The organism is Psychrobacter sp. NPDC064578, from assembly GCF_044901245.1.
Taxonomy (GTDB): domain Bacteria; phylum Pseudomonadota; class Gammaproteobacteria; order Pseudomonadales; family Moraxellaceae; genus Psychrobacter; species Psychrobacter cibarius_C.
On record NZ_JBJDPI010000002.1, the window covers coordinates 349799 to 364380 of the forward strand.

The 14582-nt window shown below is 42.2% G+C and carries 12 protein-coding genes; 2 read left to right on the forward strand and 10 right to left on the reverse strand.

Annotated features, from left to right (window positions below):
• Nucleotides 1-3: 3 nt before the first annotated feature.
• The 5 genes from ACI2JM_RS03360 to ACI2JM_RS03380 form a co-directional block, all read right to left on the reverse strand.
• Nucleotides 4-1320: an oligosaccharide flippase family protein gene (locus ACI2JM_RS03360; RefSeq protein WP_404642104.1), complete on the reverse strand. Its 1317-nt coding sequence runs from the start codon at nt 1318-1320 to the stop codon at nt 4-6.
• A 66-nt stretch (nt 1321-1386) separates the two neighbouring features.
• Entirely contained in the window at nt 1387-3390 is a 2004-nt protein-coding gene (locus ACI2JM_RS03365) for a polysaccharide biosynthesis protein (protein ID WP_404642106.1), read from the reverse strand.
• Nucleotides 3391-3439: 49 nt separating this feature from the next.
• Nucleotides 3440-5701, reverse strand: a complete 2262-nt coding sequence (locus ACI2JM_RS03370) for a polysaccharide biosynthesis tyrosine autokinase (RefSeq protein WP_404642108.1) — start codon at nt 5699-5701, stop codon at nt 3440-3442.
• Between the two features lie 31 nt (nt 5702-5732).
• Nucleotides 5733-6209: a low molecular weight protein-tyrosine-phosphatase gene (locus ACI2JM_RS03375; RefSeq protein ID WP_404642110.1), complete on the reverse strand. Its 477-nt coding sequence runs from the start codon at nt 6207-6209 to the stop codon at nt 5733-5735.
• A gap of 9 nt (nt 6210-6218) precedes the next feature.
• Nucleotides 6219-7310 carry a polysaccharide biosynthesis/export family protein gene (locus ACI2JM_RS03380; protein ID WP_109591689.1) on the reverse strand — a complete coding sequence of 364 codons (1092 nt, stop codon included), beginning with the start codon at nt 7308-7310 and terminating at the stop codon, nt 6219-6221.
• Nucleotides 7311-7899: 589 nt separating this feature from the next.
• Here ACI2JM_RS03380 and rluB point away from each other — a divergent pair.
• On the forward strand, nt 7900-8847 hold the full coding sequence (gene rluB / locus ACI2JM_RS03385) for a 23S rRNA pseudouridine(2605) synthase RluB (RefSeq protein ID WP_404642112.1): 948 nt from the start codon (nt 7900-7902) through the stop codon (nt 8845-8847).
• A gap of 211 nt (nt 8848-9058) precedes the next feature.
• On the opposite strand, the gene ACI2JM_RS03390 is transcribed toward rluB, so the two are convergent.
• From ACI2JM_RS03390 to ACI2JM_RS03400, 3 genes are all read right to left on the reverse strand, one after another.
• Nucleotides 9059-9610 (reverse strand): hypothetical protein, encoded by a 552-nt coding sequence (locus tag ACI2JM_RS03390; protein ID WP_404642114.1) that lies wholly within the window; start codon nt 9608-9610, stop codon nt 9059-9061.
• 40 nt (nt 9611-9650) lie between these two features.
• Nucleotides 9651-10334, reverse strand: coding sequence for a hypothetical protein (locus tag ACI2JM_RS03395; RefSeq protein WP_109592579.1), 684 nt, complete (start codon nt 10332-10334; stop codon nt 9651-9653).
• 225 nt (nt 10335-10559) lie between these two features.
• Complete coding sequence (locus ACI2JM_RS03400; protein WP_404642116.1) at nt 10560-11303, reverse strand: hypothetical protein; 744 nt, start codon at nt 11301-11303, stop codon at nt 10560-10562.
• A gap of 167 nt (nt 11304-11470) precedes the next feature.
• Between ACI2JM_RS03400 and ACI2JM_RS03405 the strand changes: the two genes are divergently transcribed.
• Nucleotides 11471-12073 carry a LysE/ArgO family amino acid transporter gene (locus ACI2JM_RS03405; protein WP_201559948.1) on the forward strand — a complete coding sequence of 201 codons (603 nt, stop codon included), beginning with the start codon at nt 11471-11473 and terminating at the stop codon, nt 12071-12073.
• A 134-nt stretch (nt 12074-12207) separates the two neighbouring features.
• Here the strand turns inward: ACI2JM_RS03405 and ACI2JM_RS03410 are convergent, their stop codons facing one another.
• Nucleotides 12208-13590, reverse strand: coding sequence for an NAD(P)-binding domain-containing protein (locus tag ACI2JM_RS03410; protein WP_404642118.1), 1383 nt, complete (start codon nt 13588-13590; stop codon nt 12208-12210).
• A 293-nt stretch (nt 13591-13883) separates the two neighbouring features.
• Nucleotides 13884-14525: a MarC family protein gene (locus ACI2JM_RS03415; RefSeq protein ID WP_083475671.1), complete on the reverse strand. Its 642-nt coding sequence runs from the start codon at nt 14523-14525 to the stop codon at nt 13884-13886.
• Nucleotides 14526-14582: the final 57 nt, after the last annotated feature.

The window sequence follows — 14582 nt, forward strand, 5'->3', positions numbered from 1 at the left end:
TACCTACTGCTCCACTTCATCGATATGAACAAGACGCCGAAAAGCGACATAAATGATAGATAAACTGAGCAAAACCCCAACAAATGAGAAAAGGGCAATGGCTATCATATCTGACTCAAAAACGTAAAAACCTACATACAGCGCTGCAGCACGAAATACCACTGCAAACACTTCTCGAATCAAAAGGAATCGCTGTAAACGTAATGCTGGCAATGCTGCAGTACTCGCACCAGACACTAAACTGGTCAAAAGCCAAATAGACAGCCACTGCGAATAACTACCTGCTAATGCCCACTCTGCACCGAACACTAAAGAAAAAAGATAATCACCAAAAATGAACACCGTACCGAATGGCACAATACCAACCACCAATAAAATCAACGTCACTTTTAATAAAAATTGATAAGCCTCAGGTGAATTTGCTGTGATGGCACGCGTAATTTTTGGATAGAAAACCTCTCCAACCGCCTGACCTAACAGCATCGCGGGTGCACCAAGTACAAGGACAGCCAACGAATACTGCCCTGCAGAAGAGGCACTAAATAATGACGCTAACAAGATAGTTGGCAACCCCACTGAAGCCGCATTCAGGATACTTTGTGGCATACAATATATCGCAAAATCACGCTGCGATATGGCGGCATGTCGAATACCCTTAGTACCAAACCAATGACGGACATTTAATACACCTACTCTAGGTACACGAAGCATCTGCATGATAAAGTTTGTGAGCTGCCCTGCTATCGTCAATAAAATAAGTAACATCCCTGAAGGTGCTAGCATACCGCCTATCAGCTTACTACTATCTGTCACAAACTTGCTTTCCACATAAGCCCGAGCTTTCGCTTTAAATAAGCCCACTCTAATAGCAGACTGATCAGCGACAGAAAGAAAGGCACCGACTAATAGCGTTAATGGTATGAGATATAGCATGTTTGGCGTGCTTTCCATACCCATCCAACTTGCCAAATAAAACTTGCCGACATAAACAACAATGAATGAGAAAACGGCTATCACCAGACTAAGTAATATAGACAATCGAGCAATTGCCGCAGCATCCTCGTCACTGTCTGGCATCACGATTGCATTTGCATAACCCATAGTGGCAATCGGCGTAATAATGCTGACGATAGCAGTAAAGGCAGCAGCAATACCGAAATCCTCAGGTCTGTATAATCTGGTGAGAAATGGCATAAAAATCATGGCGATGGCCTGCCCAGCAGCAATACCGCCACCGACCATGACCACATCTCGCACAAAGTGACTGGTTTTCAACCTGTTTATTGTGCTCTGTATCGATGAAAATACTTCAGAGCTCATGACATATTGTCCAATTTAGTGACTCACAGAACTTATAAGGAATTTATGACAGCGCGCCTCTCTCTATTAACCCATTTCATCTGTCAGTGTGGTATCTACTTTCTCTACCTCGACATCTTTATCAGATCCTTCTCGGTAACCTTCGACAAAAAACTTAAACTGGGTTTTCAGCCAGACCACATCCTGCTGCTTTGCTTTTTCTGCAAATTCAAATAAAATGTTTTCGATATCTTGCAAAGGAAAGCTGTGCTCCATTGCTTGCATAATCAATGGATGAAAAGTAGGTTCGATATTGTCTTCACCAATGATTAACTCCTCGTAAAGCTTTTCACCCGGTCTCAAGCCAGTAAATACGATTTCGATATCGCCATTGGGATTGCTATCATCTTTTAGCTCACAACCTGTCAAACGAATCATACGTTTTGCCAGATCAACAATTTTGACGGGCGCGCCCATATCAAGCACAAACACTTCACCACCGAATGCCATCGCACCTGCCTGAATAACCAAACTGGCCGCTTCTGGAATCGTCATAAAATAGCGCGTGATGTCTGGATGAGTGATGGTGATCGGACCGCCTTGCTCAATCTGTTTGGTAAATAACGGCACCACGGAGCCTGATGACCCTAAAACATTGCCAAAACGCACCATGCTAAAACAAGTCTGACTGTTACTTTGGCTCAATCCTTGGCAGACCAACTCAGCCAAGCGTTTGGACGCTCCCATGACATTGGTAGGTCGCACGGCTTTGTCAGTAGAAATCAGCACAAAAGTCTCAACGCGAGCCTGTATCGCAGCACGGGCGCAATGGTAGGTGCCTTTAGTATTATTGATGGTACCCTCAAAGGGATTGGACTCAACAATAGGTACATGCTTATAGGCGGCAGCGTGATAAATCGTTTTTATATGGTTTTTTTCGAATATATTGATTAATTTTTTTTCGTTACTGACACTGCCGATGATGCTAATAATCTCAATATTTTGATAATCAGCATTCGCTGTTTTTAGATTACCAAGTTCTTGATCTATGGTGTATAAAGCATACTCAGACTGTTCATATAGCACCAAGCATTTAGGCTTATTTTTGATGATTTGCCGACACAGCTCACTACCGATTGAACCACCTGCCCCAGTAACGAGAACGTTTTTACCCGTGATGTTTTTTTGTAGCAACTCCGCAACAGGTTCGACCGTTTCTCGTTCGAGCACATCTAGTATGTCAACGGGTCGTATATGACTGACGGTTACTATCTCATCAGCAAGCTCACGTAAGCTTGGCAAGTCTTTTATCTTAACGGAGATACCTGACAGACTGTCCATAATTTGTTTTTTACGACCACGGCTCATAGAGGGCATGGCTAAAATCACCTGCGCCACATTGAGTTTTTCTATCAACCACGGAAGCGCGTGAGCTGCATATATTTGTTTGCCATGTAAATAGGCCCCAGTAAGCTGCGGGTCATCATCGATATACGCCACCACATTGTACTGATAAGAATGCCTCAAACTTTCTAGCAACTCTCTACCAGCTTCTCCTGCACCATAGATAATCACATTGTCACAACAGGCATTTGGACGACGGTTTTGACCTGTACCCTGTAGACGTTTCAGTAACGCGCGGATCATGAGCCTACTATTCCACAGCCAAATAAAAAATAAAAATAAAAATATAACGGGGGCTGAGCGCGGTATCGTCGCCGATGGACTCAAATAAATGATGACTTGATAAACAATAATAAGTAAAAAAAACAGTTGCAGCACACGACCCATCACTGCATCAAAAAACCCTCGAGAGGCGCTGCGATAAAAACCAATAAGATATAAGCTAGCAACCGGCACGAATGCATAAAAAGCCAATGCTGCAAGACTGATATGAGAAGCCACATAGCCTTGTCGTAGCATCAATGCCAATAATAGGCAAAAGATCGACATGGCGAAATCTATACTAAATAAGAGGGTGCTTTTAGTCAGGCGTGGTAATGACAATAAATACAGAGCCACACGCTTCGACCATTGATTAAAACCACTGGACGATTGATAAGCATTGTTTGACTCTGTTTTTATAAACATAATATCCACCCAATTAAGTTGGTTTGCTTATAAGCGACAACCACGCAAACTAGCGGTTATCTCCATAGGCATAATGATAGTGATAGCTATATTTATCCATAAGACCCTGCTGTACATCATTGAGAATAATGCCATCTACTTGTACATTGGCTTTATTCATTTGCTTGATCGCATAAACCAGCTGCCCTTCTATTGAATGATTAAACTTCGTAACGATGAGTACTTTGTCTGCATGTTGCGCAAGTACCATAGCATCTGACGCCGCCAATATCGGGGGTGAGTCGATGACAATATAATCGTATTGAGTTTTTAATTCTGCCATCAAATGATTGAATTTTTCGCCCATCAATAAGGAGGTAGGATTATGCGGCTGCCGTCCGCGCGGTATGAAATCAATCAACTCCATACCAGTGGGATGAATAAAGCTTTCGACCCCTAAGCTAGAAACCTCACTGTCTGATCGAGTACCATCAATCGGAGAAAAATGCTTTTTATCCTGCAACAAATAATCGGCAAGACCATCATGTTGGCTCATATTAAACATTTTATGCAGCTCACCTAAGCGCATGTCACCATCGATGACCAAGACTTTTTTGTTGAGCTGGGCAAATACCTCTGATAAATTGGCAGCGATAAACGACTTGCCGACACCAGGGCTCTCCCCAGTAATCAATATGACTTGCGCGGGCTGCCCGACCGCTGTTCCCATTGGCATACCAAACATCAAATTGGTTCTTAAGCTTTTGATCGCCTCATAACTCAAACTACTGTGATCAACATGAGCGAGCATGCGAGGGGTGGTACTCTTCTTTTTACTCAACCTCGACAGTAAGGGTGAGCGTGGAATCGTTGCAATGACAGGGATACCCGTAGTGGTTTCTAAATGCTCTGGATCTTTTACGACATTTCTAATAAGATTCTTCAAGAGCACCAGCATCACCCCAAACATCATGCCTATCAATGTGGTCAGCATCAGGATTTGTAGTTTATTTGGTGCAATGGCATTAAAGGTACTGGTCGGTGAATCGATAATACGGGCATAGCCGATTTGACCAGCCTTGACGATTTTAAGTTGCTCATAATTTTTGAGCAGCGTCAGATAGATTTCTCGATTGATGGCAGTATCTTCTGATAGCTTTAGAAACTCTCGCTGTATTTCAGGTAGACCTGCAATGGTATTATCTATCTCTCTTGTTCTATTATTGAGCACTTTGAGCTGTTCATTAATTTGAATGACCAGTGGATGTTCTTCGGTATAATAAGTGGTTAAGTCTGCTTTTTTTAGTTTAAGCTCATTGAGCTGCTCATCGATGCGAGACTTCTCATTCAATAACAACTCGGCTTCTTTACCCACATCAATCGTGCCATATTTTTTACGAAAGTCATTAAACAGTGCTTCAGAAGTCTCTAATTTTTCTTTTAATAGAGGGATCTGCGTTTCCATAAAGGCAAGTGTTTTAGTCGTTTCTTCAGAACCGCGAGATTGATTTTGATCGACGTAAGATCGGACGATCTGATTGAGTATAGTCGTGATTTGCTCTTGGTTGGGACCCGTCATCGACAGCTGAATGATCCCCGTTTTTTGACCTTTTTCTTCAACGGATAAGGCGCTGTTGATAGCGTCAGTCGCAGCCTTTATCGTCTGCTTACTAATATTAATTGGGTAACCATCAGCAGGTAACTCTGTGACAGTGATATTAATCTGACCGTCCAACCCTTTGAACTGATGCGCCTGACCAAGCTGACCTTTGAATTCATCAAACCCATTGCTCAAAACAAACCCTGTAGCAGATTTTGTTAGTGTAAAAGATTGGTTTAAGTAAGCTGGTGATACATCAAATTGGCGGACTTTTACTATGCCATTTTCGGTATCAAGTGACACATCATCCGGTGTGTTTAATTGCGTGTGAGTACGATTGCTTTTTATTCTATCAAGATGACCAATATTGGGATCTGTTAGCTTAATACGTAGGTGCAATAGCTCAACCACTGGCTCCAATATCATACGTGATCTTATCAGCTCTGCTTCTGTCTCCGCTTTGCTGACTTCTGCACCGACCAAATCTGAGATACTCTCGCCAAGCGCCTCTATTCCTTGAGTATTTTCTTCAATCTGTATCAGCGCATCTGATTTATAGATGGGATTCACATAGCGGGTATACAAAAGCCCTAGTAAAAGCCCCAATATCGCCATGAGAGCAATGATTTTCCAACCACGTAACAATACTAAAACCAGCGCCATTAAATCGATGTCGTCATTGTTTTTTTCACCCGTAGACGTTGATAGGTCTTTTGAATCCATATTATTCATAACCATATACTCATCGCTCAATGTTGATCGTTTAATAGCATTCGCTGAACTTCAACGCTCTAATCGATGGCGCGTCGCTAATCTTGTCAGTCCATTGTTCAAGACTATCGATAATATCTTGTCTACTCTTCTCAAATGCTGAGTCATCCTGCTGATAAGGGTCAGCAATATCTTTATCAAGCCAATGCCCTATTCGAAAGGTTTTTCCGCGACAGTGCGGCCACTGATTTTTAATCCATTTGGTTTGGCTGGTTGTCATCGTCAAAATTAAATCTGACTGACTGACTAATGCTTCATCAATTTGCTCGGCGATATGAGCACTGATGTCTATATTATGAGTGGCCATCAATGCAACCGCTTTGGCATCAGCTGCGTGACCTACGAGCGCTGACAAACCAGCAGAGTCGATGTGTTTTTCTGGGTAATATGCCGTTAATATGGCAGCGGCCATCGGGCTGCGGCATATATTGCCAACACAAACAACCAAGATCTGATCAAACGCTCCCATGACTGACTCCTATATCCCTGAAATCACATTGATTGCTGATGTTGAAGGCAATATGGCGCTAATAATACGGTTCCAGCGCGCCAAGCCAGTTGGATCAACATAAAGGATGTCATTGGCTTGCATGTCAAAACGACTGGCCAAGGCAAAACTTGTGATGCTCTGCATGTCGACATAATAAATATTGGTGTATTGATACTTTGGATTATCCCGAACGATATATACTTTGGCCGCATTGGCCGTATTAGAATTCAATCCATTTGACTCACCCAGTACATGCGCTAGGCTCAGCCCTTGCTCAGGAATAGCAACGGGCTCAATTTTGCCAAACTCTCCTAATACATAGACCTTATTGCGGCTTTGGCTATTGACATGAATAGCATCGCCGTCTTGTAAGTATATTTGATTGGCAGACAGCCCCATTTGATTCAATGATTGGATACCGAGCTTGTAACTTTTGCCTTGACGGTTTAATACGATATGGTTTGAATCACCCGTATCAGTCGTACCACCCGCCATAGAAATAGCACCATATACTGAGATGGGCACATCTGCGATAACAAACTCACCAGACTGCTTGACCTCACCATCCACAAAAAACTTACTACCACGGTAGTTGATGATTTTGACCTGAGGATCTGAGTATTTGAGATAGCGTTGAAGCTTGCTTTGCAAAGTGGCAGTGAACTGCGGCACACTGAGACCGCTGGCTTTGACTCTCCCTATTAAGGGGAATTGTATAAACCCTTGCTGGTCAACAGTCAGACTAGACGTTGAGGCATTAATATCTGGATAATTGGTCAGGATAATATTGAGAACATCCCCTTTAGCAATGCCATAGCTGACACGCCCAGATGTTTTTACTAAATGATATAAATCTCGATCAAGGATGACGGCTTCTTTAGCTGGTAGATTAGCCAAACTCAAAGGTTGAATATAGAATTGTAGACCGTTTTCTGCAGTAAATGTCCCTGACTTAGGTAATTTTCCAGACTGAAGTCCTGAATTTATTGTGCAACTACTGAGCAATACTGTCAGCAATAAGCAAGACGCACTCGCTATTAAGGAGCGCTTTTGTACAGAAATGAAATATTTATAAACCATAACAGTTACTCATATTTATATTCGTGAATCAAAAATAAGTGCCTTGCTGCTGTCAATATATTCATAAAAAAGGATGTATTTATTGAATATACACCTAAACTATACATAACGCAATATTTATAAACATTGATGTAAGAACAATTTTTTTAGTTAATTTATTTTACGTAAACCCTTTTCAAAAAAGGCGTATAGCGCATATCGATAAAAACAAAAAGACAGAAAAATCTAAATCTAAAGACATATTCAAAGGAGTTAGCGGTATTTTTTAGGGTTCATGCTGCCGAAAATAGAAATTTGGTGTTGGTTATGTTGCTTAACTAATCTTAATAATATTCAAAGAAATCACTATTTTATTAAAAAATAAATATAAGCATTTGTATGTAAATATCTTACTTTTATCCCAACTTAACCAACTTTTATTTTAGAAATCTCTTTTAATTTAGCAAACTTTCTTTTATTAATATAAAACGATAAATTGATACCGTTTGTAGAGGCTCGTTTGCGTGCTAAAGTCATCAAAATAGCGTAGAATAGTCAATCCAATTTTTTACATTGAGAAATGTAAACCCACCGACTCAAGGACATGATTATGAAAGATGAAAAATTACAGAAAGCCCTCGCCCGTATGGGTCTTGGCTCACGCCGTCAAATGGAAGAAGTCATAAAATCAGGGCGTGTTACTGTTAATAACGGACCTGCGACCATTGGTGATCGCGTCGAGCAAGGCGATGAGATTCGCGTTGATGGTCGTCAGATTAAATACACCTCTGAAAACGAGAAGCGTCGCCGTGTTATCGCTTACTACAAGCCTGAAGGCGAAGTCTGCTCTGCTAAAGATCCAGAAGGTCGTCCAACCGTTTTTGAGCGTTTACCAAAACTGACTCATGATCGCTGGGTGATGGTTGGTCGCTTGGACATCAATTCAACTGGGCTATTATTGTTTACCAATGATGGTGAGATGGCGCATCGCTTGATGCATCCGTCTGGCGAAGTCACTCGTGAATATGCGGTACGTGTATTGGGTGAAGTCACGCCTGAGATCGCTCGTGCGCTAACGGCTGGCGTTATGCTAGAAGATGGCCTTGCAAAGTTCGAAGATATCAAAGACGGTGGTGGTGAAGGCGTCAACAAGTGGTATCACGTCCAACTAAAAGAAGGTCGTAATCGCGAAGTACGTCGTTTGTTTGAATCACAAGGCCTGAAAGTAAGCCGTCTACTACGCACGCGCTATGGCACGATTGCTCTACCAAAAGAGCTACGTACTGGTCGTTTCTTAGAACTCGACAGAAAAGACATCAATACGTTGACCGATCTAGTGAGCTTGCGTCCTCGTTATGGTACGGGTCTGCATGGCGCAGCGAAAGAGAAGCAAGAGCGTATCAGAAGCAAGCCGCTTAAAGCGCGTCGCGCTACTGACAGTCGTAGCGATAGCCGCAGTGGTAGCGACAATCGCAACAGCAGTGCAAAACCTAAAAGCAGTGCTAGCCCTGCCAGCCGTGGTACACGCAATACTCGTGACCGCAACGATAAGCGCTAAGTGATACCAAACCCAAAAAATACGATTAGCTGTGTCAAACTCGTTTAGTCTACCATTCGTAGTACTTGCACTTGTTTTCCTTGCTACTCTAATTTTTGTGAATGGTATCGTTTTAAAGTGACGCATAAAAAAGCTGCCAGTGATGAATAATCATTAGCAGCTTTTTTGTGGGTCATTTATAGCAAGTCGTGATAAATCTCATAATCTAGGCTTAGCTATCATGACTATTGATGTAGTTTTTCATGATTCGTAATTCCTGCAACTGCTGCGTGTCCATTTGCGCCAGTAACTTATCTAAACGCTGCTCAATATTATTTAACACGCTCTGTAATAACTCATTGGCTTCCGCTTCATTGTCATTACTTATATTATCGGTGCTTATATTTGTTAAATGATAATGACTGGATAAAATTTCTGGAAGCCGAGTATGCAGCATCTTATTCAATACAAACTGCTGCTCTGTTACCGCAGGCGTTTTATGCTGAGCTTGTAGTGATTTTTGATACGCTTGATAGCGGGTTACTTTTTCATCGATACGTTTTAATTGACGCAGCTGTGGCTCTGACAAATTTTTCAGGTGTTTTTTATGTAAATTTAGCTGCTGCCAACTGAGTTTGGACAATGACAACGGTGCATCATAATCCTGATAAGTGAGTACACCTGGCGAAATACCGACCGCTTTGTGTAGCGCATGCCAGCCTTTTTTACCCAAATAAAAGGTGGTGACGGTCGTTACAATGCCAATGCCTATTAAGATGCTCATATACCCTTACTCTTCATCGTTTAATCACACCACTTTGCCTTTACAGTTTAATATTCTCAGCACTCACATTCTTACCAGTTGCGCCAGTTGGATTTTCAATCGCTTTAATTTCTATATTAGCACTATTGACACTACTAACATTGCTATCGAGCTTTTGCATATCTGTCGCAGTAGCAGGATTATTAAAGCGTTTTTGTAGATAGCGGTTGGTCGCCAGCAGCTTTTGACCATCTTGATGATAAGAGGCATTCAATAAATCATCAAACTGAGTATTAATGGTACGTAATACATCTAATAGCGCTTCTTTTCCAGTCACATTAGAGTGCTTGATTTTGGTCGTGTCAGCGCGCGCGCCATCCCCCACATCTAAGTCGTGCAAGCGGCGATAGTCAGTCACAGCAAGTGGCACATGTCTGTCCATTAAATTTTGAATCATAATGTAGGTTTCATTGACCGTGTCTGTATCGTCTATCTTGCCATCATTATTGGTATCGCCATAAATGACCCGCAGCTTCTCCCCTTTTTCATTGATTTGGTCAAGTGCTGTTTTGACTTCAACAGGCAAGATTTTTTCGGGGATGTAACCCAATTGCGGCATCGCTTTGTACTCAAGCATTTTAGGCGCAGTCATTTTTTTGATACCACGATACCCCAGATATAACCCAGCGACTGGTAACACTCCATATAAAATGAACATGACGAACATCGCAGTAACTTGAGTCATTAGAGTATCCTAATTGTTGAATAAAATGGCTTGGCTAAATGGCTTGGTAAATTTCTTATTATTCTAAATAAGATAGATAGTTATTATTAAACAAAAAAATAAGGCTCTATTAAAGCCCTATATTGTTATGCATTGCGTCGCTTGTGTGAAAACCATGTTAGGACGTGTCCCCAATTTAATCAAAGCTCTGAATTATGTTAATTTTATAATGACAATCAACAGCCATTAACTTTTTGTCCGGCTTTTGACATAACGGTGCGTTGAAGCCAAACGATTCATCACCGTTTGATGCAGCTCATCTAACAATTCATCAAGCTTATAATCAATTTCTAAAAACAAATCCGTCAGCATGTCACCTGCCGTCATTTTTCCTTGCACCATATTGTTTTTGGTACGGTGCGGGCTAAAACGCTGTAATTGCTCATAATGATGGAGGGCTTCTGGAACGCTCTCTGACACCAGCTTATCGATGACAAATTGGCGTTCATTATGTTGCTGTTGTTGCTGCTCATTGAGCTCACTGCTCCACTCACGATAGCGTTTTAACTTACCATTGATACGGTCTAGTATCGCAACCGCCTCGATGGGCATGGCGTTTAGGGTGGCTTCATCGACCACATCAACAAGCTCAGTCATAATCGGGCAGCGTCCATGTTTGAGATACCACAAGGTATCGGGGTCAAAAGGCGGTCTATTGGTCGGGTGCATCTGAGCGCGATTGGACAGGTAGCGATCAGTCAATGGTGTCGGCGTTCTGATATCACTCACTTGCGCCAAAGCATCACAAATACGTTCGCTGCGCTCAGGCGGCGTCAGTACAGAACGCTGACTGACAGCTTGATCGTTTTTATCATTGTTTTTACTATTATTATCAGTCACCTCTATATCTTGACTGATAGCCATCTCCTGAGCATTTTTGGCTGCTAGCGTTGGCAGGTCATCTTGAGCTTGCCCAAATGACTTTAGCATTCTTGTCAGACTTACCACCATGACCTACCTTGCCCCTCGTCCCGTGCACGCTTATTGCGCTCGTATTGCATAGATTTATCCAATAGCGTATCTTAACAGCTTTTTACCGCGCTGCCAGTAAGCAAAATGTCAACACCTCTTATCCGCCCCCTGCTAAGCACACTATTATGAATGCGACCGACTACACCTCTGGATTCTTACTTGGGCTATCGCTCATCATCGCGATTGGCTCACAAAACGCCTTTGTACTCAAACAAGGACTCAAACGCGAGCACATATTTTTTGTCTGCTTATTTTGCGCGGTCAGTGATGCGCTGTTAATCTCTGCTGGCGTTGGCGGTTTTGGCGCGGTCACGGCGCAATATCCGCAAGTGGTCAATATAGCAAAATTCGCTGGCGTTGTATTCTTGCTGGGCTATGGATTGCAGAGCTTATATGCCAGTGTGCGCGTCACACATGCACTCACCGTCGAGGGACAAGTCGTCACTAGCTTAAAAAAAGCCCTGTTATTATGTTTTGGCTTTACTTGGCTCAACCCACACGTCTACTTAGACACATTGGTACTCGTTGGCATGGTTTCAACGGGTGCTAGTAGTAAGCTGGCATTTGCAGTTGGCGCAGTCAGCGCCTCATTCTTTTTCTTTTTTGCGTTGGGTTATGGGGCGCGATTACTCAAACCATTATTTGCCAAACCAAAAGCGTGGAATATACTCGATGCTTTGGTAGGGATACTCATGCTGTATTTGGCGTGGCATCTGTACCAAAGTTAAAAACAACGATAAAGGCAAAAATAGGTGATAGGCTAAACCATTAACACAGCCCCTACATATTAATATAAGAATAAAAAAAGCCAAACACATTGTATAAATGCGTTTGGCTTTTTGGAATCTGACACTTTTACTATTTACGATACTTTTTTACGCTTTTTAGGCTTAACGAAGGTTAAGTTCAAAAAATGCTCAAGCGAGTCATCAAGGACGTCCAACCAAGGCTCTGGCAACTCAGGCGATAGCGTGCCTGTTAACGTAGAGCGATACGCCTTTTCTCTAAAGGTCATAATATTATCGGCTTTATCTTTTTGCCACTCTTTTAAGATTTCACCCTGTTTTTCAACTGCAAATTCTGGATAATCGGTCGCATTGGTTAAATCACGAATATAAGCGGCTTGAAAGTCGATTGAATCGCTGACCGTCACGCACTTCGCGTAAGTTGCCAACCACTTTTTCTCATCTGCTTCACGGTGTACCAATTCAGGCAATTCGATATCGCCCATCATCACATCACGTGCATACCATGCTTGAGCGTCAAACATATTAAAGGTGAAATACTGATCCTGCATACCTAAATAAATGAGCTTTGGGTTTGGCTGCCAGAAAATCCCTTTGTGCAAGTTGGCTGGATATAAGCAGTTATGCGTTTGCAGACGTAATTCATCGGGCATAAAGGGGAAATGAAACAGGTAACCAGTACACATAATAATGGCATCAAATTTTTGGCTGCTACCATCGGCAAAATGCGCCACATCTTCTTCAAAATGGGTGACCAAAGGTACTTCTTTGATGCCCTCTGGCCAATCATAGCCGAGTGCTTGCGTGCGATAGCTGATAGTGACTGATTTGGTGCCATACTTATAGCACTGCGTGCCAATGTCTTCGGCTGAATAACTACTGCCGATGAGCAAAATATCTTCGTCTTTGAACTCTAAGGCGTCACGAAAATCATGCGCGTGCAGAATGCGACCGGGGAAAGCTTCTAACCCTTCAAAGTAAGGCATGTTGGGCGTGGAGAAATGACCCGTCGCCACGACGACATAATCAAACTCTTCCACTTCTTGCTCATTGGTTTTATGATTCATCACCGTCACGGTGAATTTTTGCGTCTCATCATCAAATGCCACCCAACGTACTGGGCATTCAAAGCGGATGTGTTTTTGAATATCTTGTTTATCGATACGCCCCATAATGTAATCTTTTAGGACTTCACGCGGTGGGTATGAAGGGATCGCTTCACCAAAATGCTCATCAAACGAATAATCAGCAAATTCTAAGCACTCTTTGGGACCATTGGACCACAAATAACGGTACATACTACCGTGAACAGGCTCACCATTTCTGTCTAATCCTGTGCGCCAGCTATAGTTCCACATGCCACCAATAGCGTTTTGCTTTTCATAACAAACTATCTCAGGTAAGTTTTTTGCGCCAGCCAAACGAGCCGCTTCAAAAGCGCGTAATTGTGCTAAACCACTTGGACCTGCACCTAAAATAGCAATTCTTTTATTACTCAAGACTAACTCCTATGATAATAGTTGTCTGTCCACTGTAACATATTTTTATGAATGGTGTTTTTTCGAATACTTTTGGTGATTAATTAGCCATAGCTTAAGACATGACTATTCTCCAAAAATGACTTCTAACCGAATCTTTGGTGTTTAAATTTGATATGAGTTAGCACATGCTTTTCATTAAGGCGTATTAAACATTCATAAATCGGCACTGTCAGTGCTAAGGTTGAATACTCAACACGCCCATTAAGGAATAAGCCAAAAAATTGACTGACAAACATAAGGTAGTAGCGTTATTACACTAAATCAGGAAATAAAGTGCGTAAGCCATTGACGATAATTTCGATAGAAACTGCCGCCAATAACATCCCCATAATTCGGCTCATGATGTTCAATCCAGTATCACCCAGCAAGCGACTGATACGACCTGCCGCCATCAATGCTAGATAACAAAACAGACTGATAAATAAACCAGCAATCAATATGGCAGATACTTGCAAAATACCAGAGACTTGTGAAGAATAAATAATCACCGTCGAGATACCACCTGGTCCAATCATCATTGGAATAGCGATAGGCACAACTGCTGCAGCCATGGTGGGCGGCGCGTCTTGCACATGGTCAACATCGAAGTTTTCTTGATCGGGCTTCACGGGATTACCGTCGCCATTCATCATATTAAGAGCAATCAAAAACACCAAGATGCCACCTGCCAGCTGAAACGAGCCGATAGAAATACCAAGTGCTTTTAGTAATGTCTCGCCTGCTACCGTAAAGAAACTAATAGTGATAAAAATCGTCAAACAAGCAACACGCGCCACTTTACGTCGATTATTCATCGAATAACCACGGGTCAAATCCAAAAATAACGTCAAAGCGCTAAAGGGATTAATCAGTACCATAAAGGCTAAGATTATCTTGATGATTTCAGTATTCACTGAGCGCTCGCTTGTCTATTAGTCAAATCGGGCAAAAAGATAAGGTCATCGTGCGAG

Bases quoted from the DNA above. Each gene is read 5' to 3' on its own strand.
- ACI2JM_RS03360 (WP_404642104.1), bottom strand. From the start codon at position 1,320: ATGAGCTCTGAAGTATTTTCATCGATACAGAGCACAATAAACAGGTTG.
- ACI2JM_RS03365 (WP_404642106.1), bottom strand. From the start codon at position 3,390: ATGTTTATAAAAACAGAGTCAAACAATGCTTATCAATCGTCCAGTGGT.
- ACI2JM_RS03370 (WP_404642108.1), bottom strand. From the start codon at position 5,701: ATGAATAATATGGATTCAAAAGACCTATCAACGTCTACGGGTGAAAAA.
- ACI2JM_RS03375 (WP_404642110.1), bottom strand. From the start codon at position 6,209: ATGGGAGCGTTTGATCAGATCTTGGTTGTTTGTGTTGGCAATATATGC.
- ACI2JM_RS03380 (WP_109591689.1), bottom strand. From the start codon at position 7,310: ATGGTTTATAAATATTTCATTTCTGTACAAAAGCGCTCCTTAATAGCG.
- rluB (WP_404642112.1), top strand. From the start codon at position 7,900: ATGAAAGATGAAAAATTACAGAAAGCCCTCGCCCGTATGGGTCTTGGC.
- ACI2JM_RS03390 (WP_404642114.1), bottom strand. From the start codon at position 9,610: ATGAGCATCTTAATAGGCATTGGCATTGTAACGACCGTCACCACCTTT.
- ACI2JM_RS03395 (WP_109592579.1), bottom strand. From the start codon at position 10,334: ATGACTCAAGTTACTGCGATGTTCGTCATGTTCATTTTATATGGAGTG.
- ACI2JM_RS03400 (WP_404642116.1), bottom strand. From the start codon at position 11,303: ATGCTAAAGTCATTTGGGCAAGCTCAAGATGACCTGCCAACGCTAGCA.
- ACI2JM_RS03405 (WP_201559948.1), top strand. From the start codon at position 11,471: ATGAATGCGACCGACTACACCTCTGGATTCTTACTTGGGCTATCGCTC.